This window comes from Pseudomonas fluorescens (assembly GCF_005938625.1).
In the GTDB taxonomy this organism is placed as follows: domain Bacteria; phylum Pseudomonadota; class Gammaproteobacteria; order Pseudomonadales; family Pseudomonadaceae; genus Aquipseudomonas; species Aquipseudomonas fluorescens_BD.
The window spans coordinates 112277-130661 of record NZ_VCNJ01000008.1 but is presented as its reverse complement, the minus strand read 5'-3'; the positions used below and the strand labels follow the sequence as shown (position 1 = coordinate 130661).

General features: G+C 54.9%; 12 protein-coding genes and 1 pseudogene. 6 read left to right on the top strand and 7 right to left on the bottom strand.

Features of this window, described 5'->3' with window-relative positions:
• The first annotated feature begins 132 nt into the window (after positions 1-132).
• Positions 133-1044: a CAAX protease gene (locus tag FGA82_RS06695; RefSeq protein WP_141126474.1), complete on the top strand. Its 912-nt coding sequence runs from the start codon at positions 133-135 to the stop codon at positions 1042-1044.
• A 68-nt stretch (positions 1045-1112) separates the two neighbouring features.
• On the opposite strand, the gene FGA82_RS32300 is transcribed toward FGA82_RS06695, so the two are convergent.
• The 5 genes from FGA82_RS32300 to FGA82_RS06670 all read right to left on the bottom strand — a co-directional run bounded on the left by FGA82_RS32300 (position 1113) and on the right by FGA82_RS06670 (position 9085).
• Positions 1113-2480: a hypothetical protein gene (locus FGA82_RS32300; RefSeq protein ID WP_212760529.1), complete on the bottom strand. Its 1368-nt coding sequence runs from the start codon at positions 2478-2480 to the stop codon at positions 1113-1115.
• Positions 2481-2936: 456 nt separating this feature from the next.
• A complete protein-coding gene (locus FGA82_RS06685) occupies positions 2937-4364 on the bottom strand; it encodes a tyrosine-type recombinase/integrase (protein ID WP_249384221.1) in 1428 nt (475 codons plus the stop codon).
• A complete protein-coding gene (locus FGA82_RS06680; protein WP_141126473.1) occupies positions 4361-4963 on the bottom strand; it encodes a hypothetical protein in 603 nt (200 codons plus the stop codon). Before FGA82_RS06680 ends, FGA82_RS06685 begins: the two co-directional genes overlap by 4 nt.
• Entirely contained in the window at positions 4960-7044 is a 2085-nt protein-coding gene (locus tag FGA82_RS06675) for a site-specific integrase (RefSeq protein WP_141126472.1), read from the bottom strand. The genes FGA82_RS06680 and FGA82_RS06675 overlap by 4 nt, the downstream gene beginning before the upstream one ends.
• On the bottom strand, positions 7028-9085 hold the full coding sequence (locus FGA82_RS06670) for a hypothetical protein (RefSeq protein ID WP_141126471.1): 2058 nt from the start codon (positions 9083-9085) through the stop codon (positions 7028-7030). Before FGA82_RS06670 ends, FGA82_RS06675 begins: the two co-directional genes overlap by 17 nt.
• Before the next feature lie 311 nt (positions 9086-9396).
• Between FGA82_RS06670 and hrpB the strand changes: the two are divergent.
• A pseudogene (hrpB, locus tag FGA82_RS06665) lies at positions 9397-11544 on the top strand (ATP-dependent helicase HrpB); the annotation flags it as partial.
• Positions 11545-11613: 69 nt separating this feature from the next.
• On the opposite strand, the gene FGA82_RS06660 reads toward hrpB, so the two are convergent.
• Positions 11614-12528, bottom strand: coding sequence for a LysR substrate-binding domain-containing protein (locus tag FGA82_RS06660; protein ID WP_141126470.1), 915 nt, complete (start codon positions 12526-12528; stop codon positions 11614-11616).
• Positions 12529-12749: 221 nt separating this feature from the next.
• On the opposite strand from FGA82_RS06660, the gene FGA82_RS06655 reads away from it, so the two are divergent.
• The 4 genes from FGA82_RS06655 to FGA82_RS06640 all read left to right on the top strand — a co-directional run bounded on the left by FGA82_RS06655 (position 12750) and on the right by FGA82_RS06640 (position 17310).
• The gene (locus tag FGA82_RS06655; protein ID WP_141126469.1) at positions 12750-14240 is read left to right on the top strand and encodes an aldehyde dehydrogenase; all 1491 of its coding nucleotides are present in this window, start codon (positions 12750-12752) and stop codon (positions 14238-14240) included.
• A 445-nt stretch (positions 14241-14685) separates the two neighbouring features.
• A complete protein-coding gene (locus FGA82_RS06650) occupies positions 14686-15672 on the top strand; it encodes an ABC transporter substrate-binding protein (protein WP_141126468.1) in 987 nt (328 codons plus the stop codon).
• A gap of 10 nt (positions 15673-15682) precedes the next feature.
• Positions 15683-16486, top strand: coding sequence for an ABC transporter permease (locus FGA82_RS06645; RefSeq protein ID WP_141126467.1), 804 nt, complete (start codon positions 15683-15685; stop codon positions 16484-16486).
• Positions 16474-17310 carry an ABC transporter ATP-binding protein gene (locus FGA82_RS06640; RefSeq protein WP_034153794.1) on the top strand — a complete coding sequence of 279 codons (837 nt, stop codon included), beginning with the start codon at positions 16474-16476 and terminating at the stop codon, positions 17308-17310. Before FGA82_RS06645 ends, FGA82_RS06640 begins: the two co-directional genes overlap by 13 nt.
• Positions 17311-17443: 133 nt before the next feature.
• On the opposite strand, the gene FGA82_RS06635 is transcribed toward FGA82_RS06640, so the two are convergent.
• Positions 17444-18364 (bottom strand): hypothetical protein, encoded by a 921-nt coding sequence (locus FGA82_RS06635; RefSeq protein WP_141126466.1) that lies wholly within the window; start codon positions 18362-18364, stop codon positions 17444-17446.
• Positions 18365-18385: the final 21 nt, after the last annotated feature.

Sequence of the window (18385 nt, the reverse complement as noted above, 5' to 3'; positions counted from 1 at the left end):
CGTGGTCTTTGCAAAGAGTCGTAAGCTTTCGCTCATTGGAGCTCAGTGCCAACCTGTGCATTAATCCTACGAGTGGTTGACACCTATGTCAACCACAATCTATACAGGCGCCTTGCCGAAAGGAAGCTGAGCATGCCGCACACCATCCAGTATAGACCCCTGTTGATCGACGAGCTCATTAGTTCCCACCGAATCGCCAGCTACAGCAAGGTATTTTCGACCAGCAATGATGCTGAGTTAGTGGGTGCCTACCTGTGGAACTCGCACGTTTGTGGCGTTCTCTACCCCCTGCTCAGCGCGGCAGAGGTTACGTTGCGGAACTCGATTGACGCGGCTCTGACTGCTGATCTCGGGAAATTTTGGTGGAAGGCAAAAAAACTCAAGTACAAAAGCTTTACCCCCGGTGGGCTGGTGCCCGATGCGGTCGGTAAGCTCACAAAAAATTTTGGGTCAGCCTACAGCACTGCTTGGTATGAGCGTAAAGGTCGCCAGGTAAGCGGGCCACCAGATCACCAAGAGGTCGTATCCAAAACAGAGTTTTCCACGTGGGAATTCGTTTTGGACGATGAATACATGGGCAACAACCTCATATGGCCAAAAAATCTGGGACGGGTTTTCAAGGGGCAGTGGCCAACAAGTCAGGCGGGTGCAATGCTGGCCGGATGTAGGGATCAGGTTGCATTGGTAAGGAAGTTCCGAAATAGGGTGTTCCACTATGAACCCGCGTGGAAGCGCTTCAACGTCACCAATGAACAGCAGGCTGTAGCTCACCTCCACGAGAAGATCGACAAAATTACCGATCTGATTTCCTGGATATCGCCAGAAAAAATCGACCTCCTCGAGAAAAGCGGCGTGATCCGAACCGCTTATCGAGCCTGCTCCATAGCCGAGATCGAGCGCTTCAAATACCAGTGCAAGACCAGCACGGTCAACAGCATGGCCAAGCTCATCAAGGTGACTGAGGCTGCCAGCGCTGGAAATGAAGTGCTCCAGATTGCGGTGTACGGAAGGCGCAAGCAGGTATACATCTTCCACCCAGCCTGACTACCCTGAAAGCAGCCAGAGCGTATTTGTTCTGGCTGTGGGCGAAGCGTGCATGCCTTGAGCAGAGTTTACTTGGGGGCAACGTAGTAGCGAACCGATGACTCCAAAAAGCGCTTGTTGAGGTATTCCGGCGTGAGTTGGCCGGCCTCTTGGAGCCCGGCAAGTAGCTTCTCGTCAAGCAACACGAGTTCCGGGCTCACGGGCAGTGCTAGAAAACGTTTCTCGTACAGCGCTACGTTCGAGTCGGGGAGGATGAACTTCTCCCCCGTCGTTGTGAAGGGCACCCATACAGTGTCCTCAATCAGCACCCGGCCTCTGATGAAGAACGATGTGAGTGCCATGCTCACAACCGTGCGGGCTGTGGCATGTGGGTTTCCAGCGCCCCTGTAAATTCGGACGGTATCATGCACTTGCTCCACTTCATCCTCTTCAAGCTCCGCCTGAGAAGGCGCCCAGGACGGGGGTTCCATGATGGAGTCGTAAAGTGGTCTTTCTTTGGCTGCAAAATAGGCCCGTGCTGCCAACATCACGAAGTATTCTGTGATCCAGGGGGAGCGAGCGATGCTTCCGGTCTCTGCGAGTAACGTCAGCTGCTGCTGATAATTGTCCTCGTTCGTTTTGATCATGCCTTGCTCAGTAGGCTGATCCCAAAGACGGGCGACAACAAACGAGTTCTTAGGTGCGCGCTTCAAGGCCTTGCCACTCGATTTATCGATGACCGTAAGCAGGTCTTCACCGCCTAACCATTGCTTCAAATGCGCTTGGGGGATGACGTGTTGATTGACCGTAATTTCGTTCGGGTTTTTTACACGCTTCCCATCTTCGTTTAGCTTTTCGATTGGCTTTTCATGGGGGGAGTGGTCTTTCTGATACATGTTTCTGGTCTCATTCGTTATTAGGGCACGCCGATGGGCGGCGATATCCGACTCGCTACTGGTGATGGAAAAACCGTCTTTACCAAGCGACCACTTGCCGTCACGTCGAATCAGCTCAGTAACCGCCTGGAGGAAGAATGCCCTGCCGTAGTAAACCCGCTCGGGATCCTGCTGCCTTTCGTAGGGAATCGATATGCCCAACGTGAGCGCCCCAGTCGCCTCGTTGTAAGCGGCTGATTCCACCTTGCTGTCGCTGATGGAAAACTGACTTGTGTTGGTCTCGGCCATGGCGCGGGAGAGCGCCTGCTCTAGCTCTTGATCCAGTTCGGAGAAAACATCGTCCTCGTGGATCGCGTCCTTAAAGTCACGCACGCCAAAGGCGGCGAGCATCAAACGAGCGTCCGTAGGGGTTCGCTGGGCCACAACGACGAGCTCGTGGTACTCCTCGAACCCTGCCTGGCGCGCAAGCGATTCTTGGGCAGCAGAAAGCTTCATGTCGTGCTGGCGACTATGCTGCTTGGCTTGCGATTTGAAAATGCTGAGAGGGGAAAAATCAGACATAGCAATGTCTCCAAAACCATCAACGCTTTGGTTACCGATTGCCTGTTCACCGGGCAGCGTCTGGGTAGGGACATGCCGATGTAAAACGTGGGGTGCATCTACGATGGGCTATTGCTTCGCGAAACAGGCGCCAGGCGACCATCACCGCCTGGCCTGATCATAGGTCAGGCAAATTACCTGCGCAATAGCCTGCGGGAAGGGCATCGCTAGGTTGTGGAGGGTTGTTCGGGTATCTCTCACGACCGTAAGCGGAGCGCGCTGGCCCAGGATGGGCCAGAGACTTGAGGATGGAAGCCCGCCGGGGCCAAAACCGGGCGCAGCCAGGGTTTGGTTCACGAGAGCCGTCCCCGAAGGGGGCAAGCCAAAAAACGCTTGGCGTAACGCCCCCAAAACGGCACATTAAGCCATTTTTTCACCGTAATGTTCCCAAACGGGGGCACTAAGTGGATCGCTGTATCAGGGGGCCGGAGTAAGCTTGCGTGCAATCTCAAAGTCCTCATCTCTCAAGCGCTGCAGCTCCAACAACTCAGCCTCATATTCCTCAACAGTCAAATCAGTTTTTAACCGCTCTACAAGTTGCCGCTGCTTACGATCAAACAGCTCCATGGCACTTGTGAGGTGTACCGAGGTAACAGTTGCGGAATAGCCGGTAATTTCCTTAAAGGCCAAGTGTATGTAACGTTCTACTGACTCAGGCGATTTATGTCCTGTCCACATCATGACTTCGGCGATAAAGCCCTTGACGTCGAGGAGCGCTCGTCGGAATTGGTCGGAGTTTGTCATCTCATGTTCTTTGATCATTCTCACGAATTTTTTAGTGATGAATGCATGCCTGAACATATGTGGAGAGATCCTCTCTTTAATGCCTGCTGCTGTTTTGAGGGCAGTGATCTCAGAGGTGATTGTATCCGGTGAAAGGCCTTCACCTGTTGTTTCACCTATAAATAGGAAGCCGTCGTTCTTGCCAGTTTTGAATTTCTTGGCAACCTTCCTGCGCTGCATATCGATGAAGGTGTTGACATCCTTGAGGATCATCTTATGAATCGGAATCATCCGTTCGCTTGAAGCTCCCTGCTTCCAGGTCTCCAAGCGAAGCATCGGCTCATCCGAATGGAATGCATTCAGGATATCCTCGACCCGGATTCTTGAAATTTCTCCTCGCCTTGCACCCGTGAGCTCCAAGAGCAGAAGCATAACCTTCCGTCTGATTTTAACGAATCGAGAGCTAGGCAATGTGTCAACAGCATCGGTGAGTTTCTTGATGTTGGCATCAGTAATCGGGAATACACTTCGCGTCCGTCCCCCAAGGCTAAGAGAATGATGGTGAATGTAGGTTCTCTTAACGCTTCGACCATTGCGGGAGGTAATGGTGTAAGTCTCATGGGTTACTCGAATTGTACCGCCCTTTGCAACGAATTCCGGATTGCCATTGAGTCGCCCTACAAACTCTAGAAAGGTCAAACAAATGCGGCCAATCGCTAAAATGGTAGGTTCAGATTTTTTCTTGGAGGTTGGGTAAATAGGAGATTTCTCGTCTCTCAATGAACCGATGAAAGTCGTGAAAGTCGAATCTGTTAGATGCATGAGGTCGATATTTTTATAATAGCAGTAGCGGATTAACTGTCCTATTTTAGAAGCGTATTCACCAAGTGAACCGCCCTTAGAACCTCGAGTAGATAGGCCACGGTTACCACCACGACCTGCACGTTCAAGCAAAGACAGTATGTAGAGATTCGCTGGGATACATGGCGATCCGTCTGGCCATGTCATAAACGGGATGTTGTTAAATGTATTGGTTTCAGTTCTTCCTAACGCCATATGTGAGAAAAGTGTTAACTCATCAATGAGCGAGTAAAGCTGATGAGAGGTTTCTTTCTTCATCATCGATACTCGTCAAGGTTGATGACGGCTTTCTCATCTGGATTTGTTAGCCTGTTAAATGGCGGGGCATTGAGCGACGTGATTGCTGACAGGGCCTTAATTGCCTCTGTCGCACGAAGCGCCCTAACGCCAGTGCTGGATGCGTCTCGAACACTTTTTATGTCATCAAGGGCGCGATTAAGGGCCTGCAACAACACCATGTTCGTCTTTTGGAGCGCAGAGAGCTTGTGCTCAAGCTCCTCAGCGCGCAGGGTTAACCCTACCTTAGTCCGCTTATTTGATCGTTGTTCCCTACGCTCGGCAGCTTCCACTGCCTCCAGAGCCGAACCCCGAAGCCTGTTAAACCCATCGAATCCTGTCGGGATGTTCCGCTCGGCATAAGTCTTGAGCGTATTCAAGCTCATGGGTGAGGTCGTCTTGGCGGTCTCTCCCACCTTGAAGCTGATGTCCAGGCTTGCCGTCGCTCCTTGGCTCTTGAGCGCTTGAATCAGTTCTTTATTGCCCTTGAAGCTCTCGGGTGACTTATGGACTTGGTGAAGAAGCTCCATAAGTGTATTAAGTGCCAAGGTGTTTCGCTCCACGCGAGCATCAACCTTCTTCATGCATCAACTCCCGTGACTTTTGCGATTACTTTAAAACGTTGACCATCGTCATCTTCGAAGAATTCGGGCTCGATGGTAATTGCACCTTCCTCCATCAGATCTGCGAGGTAGTCCTCCAGCTCGTTTGTATCTACGACAGTGAAGTCTTCGGTGCCATAACGAGCGGCTACCAAGGCAGCGAGGCTCTCGAAGCTTTCAATATCGCCACTGTGCAGGGCCTCAGCGACATATTGGACTTTAGCGCCTGCAAGAGTTGCTCCGTCCATTGCTTCGGTGATGTAATTCCATACATGTTCGACGTCAGTATGCCCAAGCATCCATTGCAAGGTTTCAAGACCGCCGAAACTGCTGGAGTAGAAGAATAACATCGCGAAAAAGCGCCTTAGCTGATGTTGGCGAATATAATAGCGCTTGCCATCATCATTGGTTTCGGTTTCAAAGTAATCACAGAAGAAGTCGAGATTTTGATTGTAGTTGTATGCTTGAGCGCTAGTGAGTGAAAGTCCACCATGAATGGAGGGGGCGCAGAAAATTTCCGTGAGCTCATCAATATAGCCCAGCCGTTTAAGGATTTTTTGCATCCGAACAAGATTTTTAATCATTTGAACCGCAATGGGCTCAATAGGCCTGACCTCTACTTGGCGAATTCCGAATAAGTTCTGAGTGCTTTTCCGATTTTGGAATACAAGCCATTGCTCAGAGACATCGAGGCAATTGGACGCATGAAGCTCCTGAAGCTCTCCAACTCGACGGCCCATTAGAGCTCCGGTAACGATCTGGGCGCTCCCAATATACACTCTGACGAGTTCAAATAGGCCCTTGTTGGCCCGAAGGTCTGGGTAATACTCAGAGAGCGGAGCCTTTATACGCCTCGCGTAGTCAGTACCGACTACCCGTCGAGACAGCCCAAGGCGCTTAACCCCGAGCTTTCGAAGGTCTTCACCAATAATGCGTTGTAATAAGCGATCTTTGAGTTCGCTAGTAGATATGCCCTTAAGTTTGCAGTGAAGTGCTACTTTGCATAATCCATCAATCAGCGTTTTGCCATGTTTTAAATGAAATTCAATTGCATTCCTTACGGCGCCGAATACCACGCGCGAAGGAAGTGTCCTAAACCTACCTAGCTTACCTGTCTCCAGCATGAATCTCTTCACTGAGGCAAGGTCATCTACCGACGGTGCAGGCAGTCCTACCTCATGAAGGTTACCCAGGCTATAAAGAATCTTCCTGTATTCGTAGAAGCCGGCATCACCTATCGTCTCTCGTTTGCCAGTAGTAACCGCTATTGGGAGCAGCTCTCTAGTAAAATAATCATCCTCTTTGACGGTAAGTATTTCGATGGCGGGTTTTACTTCGTTGCAGCCTTTCAACGTGTCGCGATAGATTGTTTTAGAGATTTTTACAGAGTTGGCGGTGTAGCCCTTTTCAGAGTGCCCATACATACCATTCAGGTATAAGGCTGCGCGAACGCGCGGGATCATTTCCAGCGGAATGTCGAGCGTGTTGTTTTCAACTTGGTCTGGTGTAATACTGTTTAGCTCAGGGAATTTTTTAAGCGTGCTCTCAATTTGGGCGGCACTCGTCTGGAGGGTAAGGTTTAGGCAGTAAAGCGATAGCCGCTTCCGCCAGCCATATACCGCCTCAACCGCGAACTTATTCGAACAAATTTCTGATAAAATAAGCTTAAGAGCATCCCTTCCCAGACCAGCAAGGCCATACTTCGCTAATTGGAAGTTTTTAGCATTAAGCAGCAGAAAGTCAACAATGTGCAAGGCGCGGCTAAACTCGCCAGCCCTGGTTGCAGTTGAAGCGGTGCCGGGCGCAGACTGGGCGAATGAATTAGTAGAGCCAGTAATGAAATATTTGAATCCGTCTAAAAGCTCTTTGTTTTTAGGGTCGGTGAGGCGGCTGCCATCATCGAGCTGAACGTTCCAATCAATACCTTTAGGCTTTTTGAAGCCAAAGCTATATTTCCAGAAGTAGTCATCAAAATCACTGAGTAACCAATCTGCCTGCCTTAGAGCAATACTAGGCTCGATGTAAAACGGTGTCAGGAAGTCGAGCTCAGGCGGCAGTTGCATAGATGACCTTTTCCATTCGGTTTGGATTGCAATGAATTTTGGCGGTGCTAAGGTGCTCTTTCAGTAAGCTATCATGACCGCGCTCGATCTCTTCGCTTACGGATTTTGAGACCTCAGCCCAATACCTGGCTCTGCCGCAAACTTGTTGTTTCTGGTCGGCAGATTTCACAGCGGCCTCCAAGGAAAGAAGGGCCGTCATGATACCTACATCAATTGATATGTAGATGCGGCTATTTGGTGATACGGCCTTTTCATCCCTTGGCTTGTTCTCTGGGTTTCTCAGGTGATGAGGTATATTTTTGAGTGCATGGTTTTTCAGGAAGGTATGCAGTTCGTCCATGCTTTCGAAAGTTGTAGCTTCCAGCAGGTATGGACTATCTTTCATAGCTTCGCAAATTATGCTGCGTTGGAAAATTCTGATCCACCTGGTTTGGAAGAATGACAGGATGGCCTCAGGAAGATATCGCCTCAATAAGTTGGTTTTATAGCTGGCGTGGCCCAGCGCTTTCGCCATTTCCGTAACGCTCTTCGTGCGAAGGTACACTTCAACACCACATGAAGATCTCAGGGCGGAGAGAGAAACCCTTTCTAAGAACAATAGAGTCTCGCAAGGCATCATCTTTTCATACGGAGCAAATTGCTCGATTAAGGCTTCGCGCAAGTAGGCCTTCGTTTTAAGGTGAGAGCGACTCCATGTAGGCAGCTTAGCAGTTGACGGTGGGGCAAATCCTTGCCCGCAAGTAATGAAGAGCTCTTTCCAAGTGGGGTTCCCCTCTTTTCGAAGAGCCTCTCTCAACGGTGCTGTGATTTCAATGATCTCCTCAATCCATCGCTGGGATTTTTCATTAAGCTCGATGACTTGCTCGCTGAGCTTTTTGCCTCTCCGATCTTTATAACCTACGAGCTTTGCGCCATTGTTCGACTTGACAAACCCTATGTGGTCTCCATTGTCATTCTGAAGTTGGAGTTTATAGAGGAATCCTGATGTAATTTCCGGGTGCTCGCCAATCAGGAGGAACAGATAAGGATGAAGGCTATAAGCTGTTGGCAGCCCCAGAAGGTCAGCGATATTCCTGAAGCCATTTCTGCCGAAGTGCGTTAGCAGATAGTCTGGATCTCGTTGAAAACCATCCCTTTCAAATGTTGCGCAGATATTCTCTGGGCCGACTTCAGCTATAGTTCTTTCTGACATTCCTGAGTCAATTGGTGTACCTGTTTCTGCGAGTTTTTTTCGTATGCGAGCGGTGCTAATGAGCTTTGAGCTCTGATCAAGAGCCCAGCTTTTTACAATTAAAATATCTGTCTGAATCCGGCTGAACAGAATTTCAATTGCTTCTTCATCTGTTAGGTGTAGAGGGACTGGCGTGATTAGTTTCTCGTGGACGATTACGCCGTCCTCTCCCATTTTTTTTCTGCTGTTATGACCGAGATCAGACTTCGGCTTTGGCTTAGGTAGGCTACCTTGATAGGGCGTCGTCCACTTACCTGTCTCAATGAAAACATCTTCACAGGCCGACATGAAATTAACCCACAGCGTGATCTGGGAATTAATGTCCAGTCCGCGATCATGTGCATCCAGAAAGAAGTCCTTCATAAAGGCAAGGAAGAATGCCTTTATCATTTGAGGATGCTGGAACGTCACCGCAGGCCAGTCTTCACAATTGGTAGAAAGAAAATTAACCAATTTGTTGACCATGGTGCATCCAGGCCGTGCTTGTTTCTTAAAATGCTGTTTCCACTGAAGGAAAAAATCCTCAGTGAACTCTTGCCCATGGGTCGTCCAGAGATCTGCCAAGGCGAGGTAATAAGTTTCGTTTTTAACGCTCTCGACAATCCAGCCATTCCAGTATTGCACGCGTACTGGGCACAGTTTCGAGCGATGCTCCTGCCAGATGCCATCGCATAGCTCCATGCTTGGACGGTCGTGTTCCACCCGTTCCATTGCAGGGATCTCGTTGCAAAGAGCCTGGTGAACAACAGCCATTAGGCGAGAAATGGGGCGGCGCGAGGAGGCGTGCATTTCAACAAAGTCATCGCTCATCACGGCACCCATGAACCCCCTGACCAGATCGAGGTATTTGGAACTGGACAGGTCAAGGTAGGCCACCTGTGTATTTTGAAGGTCGCAATAGCACTCGAAGAGCCTAATGGCCGTGGTGTGACTGGAGGTACTCACCCTACTAGCTGTCCGCACCAGCAGGTCTACCACGTCAAGCGATAGCGCTCTGAAGGGGTAGTTAGCCAGGGATGCGGTCTTTCTGATGATTGTCAATTTATTGATGCTCTAATTCTGTATCGCAATCCCTTGTATTTAGGGCGTTTTCGACATTTTGACATTATGGTGCAATCGGTCAAGTTAGAAAACGCAGCCTCGACGCCGATCTGGCGCTGGCGCTTAGTCTGAACGGTCGTGAGCTGTTTCGAGCTGAACAGCCGCTGAAGATTTTGCTGATGTCGGCCACGCTCGAAGGTGAGCGCCTGGCAGGATTGCTGGATGACGCGCCGATCCTGCGCAGCGAAGGCCGCATGTACCCGGTGACGATGCGCTGGGGCCGACCGTTTCAGCCCGGCGAATATATTGATCAGCGTGTTACGCAAACCGTGCTCGAAGCGCTGCACGATGAAACCGGCAGCCTGTTGGTGTTCCTGCCGGGGCAGGCGGAAATCCGTCGCGTCCACCAGCAATTGGCCGATGCGATCGGTGAGCGCAGCGATGTGCTGCTGTGCCCGTTGCACGGTGAGCTCGACCTCAATGCCCAGCGTGCTGCGATTGATCCGGCACCGGCCGGCCAGCGCAAAGTGGTGCTGGCGACCAACATTGCCGAGACCAGTCTGACCATCAACGGCGTGCGTGTGGTGATCGATGCCGGGCTGGCGCGGGTGCCACGTTTCGATCCCGGCAGCGGCATGACGCGGCTCGATACCCAGCGGATTTCCAAGGCCAGCGCCACCCAGCGGGCGGGCCGGGCCGGGCGACTGGAGCCGGGGGTTTGTTATCGCTTGTGGTCGCAGGATCAACACGAACAGCTCGCGGCTTATGGCAGTGCAGAAATTCTCTCGGCGGATCTCGCCAGCCTTGCGCTGCAACTGGGGCGCTGGGGCGTGACGCCGGGCGAACTGGTCTGGCTCGATGTTCCGCCGGCGGCGGCTTATGCCCAGGCGCAGGAATTGTTGCAACGGCTCGGCGCGCTGGAAGGTGAGGCGCTGACATCACACGGTCAGGCCATGGCTGAGCTGCCCGCGCATCCGCGCATCGGTCATTTGTTGTTGCGCGGTCAGGCGTTGGGGCTGGCGGACATGGCGTGCGATGTCGCCGCGTTGCTCGGCGAGCGCGATATCTTGCGCGGTGCCGGGGCTGATCTGCACAGTCGGCTGGTGCTGCTTTCCGGCGAAGAACGTGCCGCCCGTGGTGCGCAGGGCGGGGTGCAGCGCGCTAAGCAATTGGCGCGGCAATATCGCGGTTATCTGCGCGGCAAGGCGAGCGAACCGGTCATCGATCCCGATCATCCGCGCTGGCTCGGTGCCTTGCTGGCGCTGGCGTATCCGGATCGTGTCGCCCAGCAGCGGCGTGCCGGTGGTGCCGAATATCGTCTGGCCAACGGTCGCGCCGCGTTGTTTGCCGAAGCCGACAGCCTGATGAAAGAACCGTGGATCGTCATCGCCGATCTCGGCAGCCGTCAGGGCCAGCGCGAAGAACGCATTTATCTGGCGGCGGATTTTGATCCGGCGCTGTTTGATTCGGTGCTGGCCGAACAGGTGCGCAACGTCGATCAACTCGACTGGGACGAGCGCGAAGGCGTGCTGCGCGCCGAGCGTCAGCGCAAGGTCGGCGAGCTGATTCTCAGCCGCGAGCCGCTGACCGGTCTCGACGAAAATGCCCGTAGTCAGGCGCTGGTCAATCTGGTGCGGCGCAAAGGTCTGGAGCTGCTGCCATGGACGCCGGAGCTGCGTCAGTGGCAGGCGCGGGTGGCGCTGTTACGGCAGTTGGAATTGAACAATCAGGATGACAGTCAGTGGCCGGACGTCAGCGACGCGACGTTGCTGAATACCCTCGAAGACTGGCTGATGCCGTATCTGGGCAAGGTCTCGCGGCTCAGTCATTTTGCCAATCTGGATCTGTCGAGCATTGTGCGAAACCTGCTGCCCTGGCCGTTGCCGCAAAAGCTCGATGAGCTGGCGCCGCATCATTTGAGCGTGCCGTCGGGGTCGTCGATTCGTCTGGACTACAGCGAGTTCCCACCGATTCTCGCAGTACGTTTGCAGGAGTTGTTCGGGCTGGCGGATACACCGCGAATTGCCGGAGGGCGGCAAGTGGTCAAATTGCATCTGCTATCGCCAGCGCGGCGACCGGTGCAGGTGACGCAGGATCTGGCCAACTTCTGGCGCAGCACCTATGCCGAGGTGAAGAAGGATTTGAAGGGGCGGTATCCGAAGCATTACTGGCCGGACGATCCGTTGGTGGCCGAAGCCACCGCACGGGCCAAGCCGCGTGGCACCTGAGGATCAAGAGATCGCAGCCTTCGGCAGCTCCTACAGGTTTTCGCTGCATGATCCGAAGCTGCGATCTTTTTAGTGGTGGATCTTGGCGGTGAGTTGTTCGCGGCAGTAATCGGCGAACAACTGCGCCGGTTTGGTCAACTGCCCGCGCTTGAGCCACGCCGCGACCAACCCTGATCCGGTGACGTCTTCGACGATGTCCACGCACACGACTTTCTTGCCGTCGTAGGTGCATTCCGAATGGGGTTTGGTCACCAAAATCGAGAAGCCGAAACCCTGGCCGACCATCCCGCGCACCATCTCGATCGACGGCGAGCTGAATTCAATACGCGGCGTTAATCCAAGCTCTTCAAACAGGCTGACGAAGTAGGTTCGGCTCGGCTGCACGTCGAGCAGGATCATCGGGTCCAGACACAGATCCCTTAGCGAAACCTGTTTGTACTGGGCAAAACGATGATCCGCTGGCAATAGCGCATAGGGCCGTTGCGCCGGCATCAGTGGTTCGGTCTGGATGGTCGCGTCGAGCTCATGTTCATAAAGAATCACCAGATCGAACGCTCCCGAGGTCAGGCCTTGCACCAGCTCCTGTTGCTCACCGTCGCGGATGCGGATTTTCACCCCCGGATAAAGCGCCGCGAACCCGGCGATCAACTGCGGCAAGTACAGCGGCGCAACCGTTTCGAAGCAGCCGATATCGATCTGCCCGGCGACCACGTCGTTGTCGGCCAAAGCGTTCTGTTCGAACTCCTTGGCCATGCGCAGCAGTTCCTGAGCCTTGCGCAAGAAGCGTGCGCCGCTCGGTGTGAGGGAAACCCCTTGGGCGTGATGGCGGATCAGCAGTTGCACGGCGAAGCTGTCTTCCAGCGCCTTGATCGCGGTGGAGATCGCCGGTTGCGCGATGTACAGCTTGCGCGAGGCCTCGGCAACGCTGCCGCATTCGACGGTGGTGATGAAGTATTTCAGCTGACGCAAATTGTAGGCGGCCACGGCAAACCTCAGGACGAGCGGACTCGACTTCCAAGCAATTTGTGCGCCGCCACGTCCGTTGCACGACGATGTTTTTATCCTTCAACCATAGCCACCTGCGCGGCGTTTGGGGGAAGTCATTGCCCAGTGTTTTTATTGCCTGCGAAGACATTTTTACTATTTTTAGCCCGCGCGGGCCTGAGCGACCATCGAGGCACAATAACGTCTCAGGAGCATCCGTCGTGTTTGAGCTTGCAGAGTGGCAGCGCCGCGCCGTTGCATTGAAGTTTCCCGATCAGGCCGTGATCGACGGCAAGCATTGCGCAGCGATATCGGGGCAGACTTTTGCCGCGATCAACCCGGCAAGCGGTCAGTGCCTGGCCAATGTCGCCGCGTGCGGTGAAGACGATGTCGACGCGGCGGTGCGCAATGCACGGCAAGTGTTTGAGGCCGGTATGTGGTCGCAACGCTCCCCGGCCGAGCGCAAACAAGTGCTGCTGCGTCTGGCTGATTTGCTGATGAGTCATCGTGAAGAACTGGCGCTGCTCGATTCGCTGAACATGGGCAAACCAGTCATGGATGCCTACAACATCGACGTGCCGGGCGCTGCCGGGGTGTTCCGTTGGTACGCCGAAGCCATCGATAAACTCTACGATCAGATCGCGCCCAGTGCGCCGAATGTGTTGGCGACGATCACCCGCGAAGCACTCGGTGTGGTGGCCGCCGTGGTGCCTTGGAATTTCCCCTTGGACATGGCCGCGTGGAAGCTCGCGCCGGCACTGGCTGCAGGTAATTCGGTGATCCTCAAACCGGCCGAGCAGTCACCGTTTTCGGCGTTGCGTCTGGCCGAGCTGGCGCTGGAAGCAGGGCTGCCGCCGGGTGTGCTGAACGTCTTGCCGGGTCTTGGCGAGCAGACCGGCAAGGCGTTGGGTTTACACGCGGATGTCGATTGTCTGGTGTTCACCGGTTCGACCCAGGTCGGCAAATATTTCATGGAGTATTCCGCGCAGTCGAACCTCAAGCAGGTGTGGCTGGAGTGCGGTGGCAAGAGTGCCAATCTGGTGTTCGCCGATTGTCAGGATCTGGACCTGGCGGCGGAAAAAGCCGCGTTCGGGATCTTCTTCAATCAGGGCGAAGTCTGCTCGGCCAACTCGCGGTTGTTGGTGGAGCGTTCCATTCATGATGAATTTGTTGAACGGCTGAAAGCGCAGGCCGAACGTTGGTTGCCGGGCGATCCGCTGGATCCGCAGAGCAGTGCGGGTGCGATCGTCGACGATAAGCAGACGGCCGGCATCATGCGCTTCATTCGCAGCGCCGAGCAGTCGGGCGCTACCCGGGTGTGTGGTGGTCAGCAGCGGCGTTTCAACGGGTCGGATAATTTTATTGAACCGACGATTTTTACCGGTGTGACAGCTGACATGCCGCTGTTTCGCGAAGAAGTGTTTGGGCCGGTGTTGGCGGTCGTGCCGTTCGACAGTGAAGAGGAAGCGGTGCGGTTGGCAAACGACAGTCTCTACGGGCTGGCGGCGTCGCTGTGGACCGATGACCTTAACCGCGCCCATCGAGTGGCGCGGCAGTTGCGCGCTGGCACAGTGTCGGTCAACACGGTGGATGCGCTGGATGTGACAGTACCGTTTGGCGGCGGCAAACAATCGGGGTTTGGCCGCGACCTGTCGCTGCACTCGTTCGACAAATACACCCAGCTGAAAACTACCTGGTTTCAATTGCGCTGAAACCGGGTCGCCCCCTTCGCGAGCAAGCTCACTCCTACAGATTCAGTGGTGTCTACAAATCCAGGGTTCGCTCGAGATCATTGTGGGAGCGAGCTTGCTCGCGAATGCGGTGGGTCATGCAACAAAAGTGTCGGCTGACCCGACGCCATCGCTGGCAAGCCAGCGATGGCATTCTCCCAGCCACAGAAAATCCCCGATCTGCACCCACCTCGCGCACCCCTCCAATCGCTGCCCTTTAGCAGTGCGCACTACCCAGTTTTTTCATCATTTGCAGCCAACAATTTCCTGATTTTCCTCACCGCGCACATGGGCCACCATCGATCTTGCCCGCCAGCCGAATGTTGTCCGCCCAAGCGTCCGCGAGAGACCAATGGCAGCAACTGCACAACGGCCGGCGACCGTACTGCCCATGACAAAACTAAATCAACAGCGTCGGGAGTGCTCCATGATCAAGTCCTTGTGTATTCGTCTTACTCAGCCACTGGCAATCACCGCCCTGGCCGCCACGGTCGCGACCAGCGTCCAGGCCGGCACCCTGTCCATCGGCCACACCACGTGGGTCGGCTACGGCACCCTCTATCTGGCTCAGGACCTGGGCTACTTCAAGGAAAACGGCCTGACCGTCGAATTGCCGGTGGTCGAAGAGGCCTCGATGTACATGGCCGCGCAGGCGTCCGGGCAATTGTCCGGCTCGGCGTCGACCATCGATGAGGTGCTCAAGTACCGCCCGCAGTTCTGCTTCAAAGCGGTCGCGGCGCTGGATGACAGCCATGGCGGTGACGGCGTTCTGGTCGGCAAGGATGTGAAGAGCCTGCAAGAACTCAAGGGCAAATCCGTGGCAGTCAACGAAGGCTCGACGTCGCAGTTCTGGCTCTCGTACCTGCTGAAAAAGAACGGCATGAAGATGAGCGACATCACCGTGCAGAACATGACCGCTGACGATGCCGCCACCGCGTTCATCGCCGGTCGCGTACCCGCTGCCGTGACTTGGGAGCCGCACCTGTCGATGGTCCGCGACAAGCAGCAAGGCAAAGTGCTGATCGACAGCAGCAGCACCCCCGGGGTGATCGTCGATGTGGTCGCGCTCAATTGCAGCGTCATCGAGAAGCAACCGGAAGACGTCAAAGCGCTGGTCGCCGGTTTGTACAAAGCCGTTCAGTACACCAAGGATCACCCGGAAGACGCTTACAAAATCATGGCCAAAGGCGTCGGCGGTTACCTGTCCGATCCGAAGGAACTGGCCGCCGCCGCACAAGGCGTGCGCTTCTACGATCAAGCGATGAGCGAAAAGCTCCTCGGCTCGCCAGGCAAACCGGGCGACAGCGCAGCGCTGATCAAACTGGCCAACGAAACCGCCAGCGAATTGCAGGGCAAACCGTACAACGTCAGCAACGACGACTTGGTCGACAACCGTTTCGTCAGCCCGCTCTAGGAGGTGTGCCATGTTCAAGCGCAATTCGTGGCTGAGCCGCAGCCTCACACCGAAAACCGCGTTGCCGGTGCAAGTGGTGTGGAGTGCCAGCGGCCTGGCCTGGGTGTTGTTGGTCGGCCTGTGGGCCGGGCTTTCTTACGGCGGCATCGTGCCGGGGATGTTTTTGCCGACACCGGGTGCGGTGGTTGAAGCCGCCGTACGCCTGGGCCGCGACGGCACGCTCGGCACGCATGTGTGGGCCAGTGTCGAAGTGGTGATGGTCGGCTTCATTGTCTCGTCGCTGGTCGCGGTGCCGTTGGGGTTGCTGATGGGCAGCTTCCGCATCGTTCAGGCGTTCCTTGAACCGCTGGTGAACTTCATTCGTTACCTGCCAGTGACCTCGTTTGTGCCGTTGTTCATCCTGTGGATCGGTATCGGTCTGGAGCAGCGTGTTTCGGTGATTATCTTCGGCGTGTTCTTCCAGCAACTGGTGATGATCGCCGACGTGTCCAAGGGCATTTCCAAGGATCTGATCAACGCCTCTTACACCTTGGGTTCGAACCGCCGCGATGCGGTGTTGCATGTGATCGCGCCGGCCTCGGTGCCGGGTGTGCTCGATACCCTACGGGTAACGATGGGCTGGGCCTGGACGTATCTGGTGGTGGCTGAACTGGTCGCCGCTTCCAGTGGTTTGGGCTACTTGAGCCTGAAGGCTATGCGCGGCTTTCAAGTGGATGTGATTTTTCTCGCCATCGCGATCATCGGCCTGCTCGGGCTGGTCACCGATCAACTGTTCCGCTTTCTTCGTTTGAGGGTTGCCGCATGGGCTCAGTGACTGCTGCCAATCATCGTTTTATCGAACCTGTTGCGACTCCGGCGCAGGCCGCACCGCGCTTGCAGGTGGACAAGGTCAGCCTGCGTTACAAGAAGCCTGACGGCGGAACGTTTACCGCGCTGGAAGAGGTGTCGTTCGAAGTGCCGGATCAGCAGTTTGCCGTGCTGGTCGGGCCTTCGGGTTGCGGCAAGTCGAGTCTGTTGTACTTGACCGCAGGCCTGGCCGAGCCGACCTCCGGTGAAATCTACGTCGGCGGACAGCAAGTGCAGGGACCCGGTGCGGATCGCGGCATGGTCTTTCAGAGTTACACGCTGTTCCCGTGGTTGACGGTACGCCAGAACGTCGAGTTCGGCCTCAAGCGCCGGGGCATGCCGGCCGCGCGGCGCAAGGAAATTGTCGATTACTACGTCAACGAAGTCGGCCTCGCCGGGTTCGCTGACAACTATGCCAAGCAGCTGTCGGGCGGGATGATGCAGCGTGTGGCGATCGCGCGCGCACTGGCCAATGATCCGCAGATTCTGCTGATGGACGAACCGTTCGGCGCGCTCGACAGCCAGACGCGTCTGCAGATGCAGCAGCTGTTGCTGCGGGTCTGGGGCAACAGCAAGAAAACCGTTTTGTTCGTCACCCATGACATCGACGAAGCGATTCTGCTCGGCGACCGGGTCTATGTGATGGGCGCCAAACCCGGGCGGATCAAACAGATTCTCGACGTGCCAATCGAACGTCCGCGTTCACTGGACATGGTCATGGAGCGCTCGTTCATCGACATGAAACGGCAGATCTTCGGGCTGCTGCATGACGACCTGGAAGAGGTGCATTGAGTCCGATTCAACACAAAACCCTGTAGGAGTGAGCCTGCTCGCGATGGCGTAGTGTCAGTCGATGTATTTATTGCCTGACGCACCGCATTCGTCGGATCGCCGCCCGGAGCAAGCTCGCTCCCACAATGTGATTTCACTGCTGGGCAAAGACCGTTTTGACCCAGCCCTGCAGTGTGTACTTCTGATAGATGTGTTCAGGCACATCCACATACGGCTCGCTGATGAACCGTTCAGGAATCACCGGGTTGGCCTCATCGATCACCAGAATGTTCGCCGGGTTGTAGAAGTCATAGTCGACCACGCTGTTGTTGGTGGTGATGACTTTTTTCCGTGAGGCCATGGCTTCGAAGAAACGGAAGCTCAACCCGGCCTGACCGGGCTTGGCTATATCGAGAATGATCCGCGAGCGCTTGACCAGCTCGCCGACGGATTGCAGTGACATTCTCTGCTCGAAGAAGGTGATGCCCGGATGCGCGCCCGGAACCGGTTTGGACTGAACCAGAAACTTGTAATCGGTCACCCCGAGGCGATCGAATTCCTCTGCCAGACCGGCAAGTGCCGGCACCCGATCCTTGCCCGCCATCACCACAAACGCCGAGTACTCACCGGGCTCACCGTCCGCGATGTAATCGTCGTAAATGAAGTTGTAGAGTTTTTTCAGCCCGTAGCTTTCGGCATTTTCCGGGTCGAAGGAAAACACCTCGTCATAACCGGCAAGCGCTTCGCGCGTCATCGGCCAGCGACTGAAGCTGTCGTAGAGGTAGGCGATCTTGTGGTCGGAGACCTTGAGTCCGGCGGCCAACTGGTTTGCATCGATCTGGGCCGGGTTGATGATGAGTGCGACGTCGAAACGTCCATGCGCAGCGATAGCTTTGTTGAACTCACGCAACTGCGCCCAGCGTTTCAGCGGGCGGCGCAGGATCTTCGGCGCCCGATCAAAACTGTTCTGCATCGATGACGTATCGATAAAACACACGTCGTTGTCGATCATCAGATAGTCCGCCAGTTTGCGCGCGTAACCACCAATATCCTTGCACACCAATAAGATTTTCATGGGATTCCATATCGTCAATTC

What these genes read in the sequence shown, in the direction of transcription:
- FGA82_RS06675 (WP_141126472.1), bottom strand. Translation starts at nt 7,044, where the DNA reads ATGCAACTGCCGCCTGAGCTCGACTTCCTGACACCGTTTTACATCGAG.
- FGA82_RS06640 (WP_034153794.1), top strand. Translation starts at nt 16,474, where the DNA reads ATGGGCTCAGTGACTGCTGCCAATCATCGTTTTATCGAACCTGTTGCG.
- FGA82_RS06680 (WP_141126473.1), bottom strand. Translation starts at nt 4,963, where the DNA reads ATGAAGAAGGTTGATGCTCGCGTGGAGCGAAACACCTTGGCACTTAAT.
- FGA82_RS06650 (WP_141126468.1), top strand. Translation starts at nt 14,686, where the DNA reads ATGATCAAGTCCTTGTGTATTCGTCTTACTCAGCCACTGGCAATCACC.
- FGA82_RS06635 (WP_141126466.1), bottom strand. Translation starts at nt 18,364, where the DNA reads ATGAAAATCTTATTGGTGTGCAAGGATATTGGTGGTTACGCGCGCAAA.
- FGA82_RS32300 (WP_212760529.1), bottom strand. Translation starts at nt 2,480, where the DNA reads ATGTCTGATTTTTCCCCTCTCAGCATTTTCAAATCGCAAGCCAAGCAG.
- FGA82_RS06695 (WP_141126474.1), top strand. Translation starts at nt 133, where the DNA reads ATGCCGCACACCATCCAGTATAGACCCCTGTTGATCGACGAGCTCATT.
- FGA82_RS06670 (WP_141126471.1), bottom strand. Translation starts at nt 9,085, where the DNA reads ATGAGCGATGACTTTGTTGAAATGCACGCCTCCTCGCGCCGCCCCATT.
- FGA82_RS06645 (WP_141126467.1), top strand. Translation starts at nt 15,683, where the DNA reads ATGTTCAAGCGCAATTCGTGGCTGAGCCGCAGCCTCACACCGAAAACC.
- FGA82_RS06685 (WP_249384221.1), bottom strand. Translation starts at nt 4,364, where the DNA reads ATGATGAAGAAAGAAACCTCTCATCAGCTTTACTCGCTCATTGATGAG.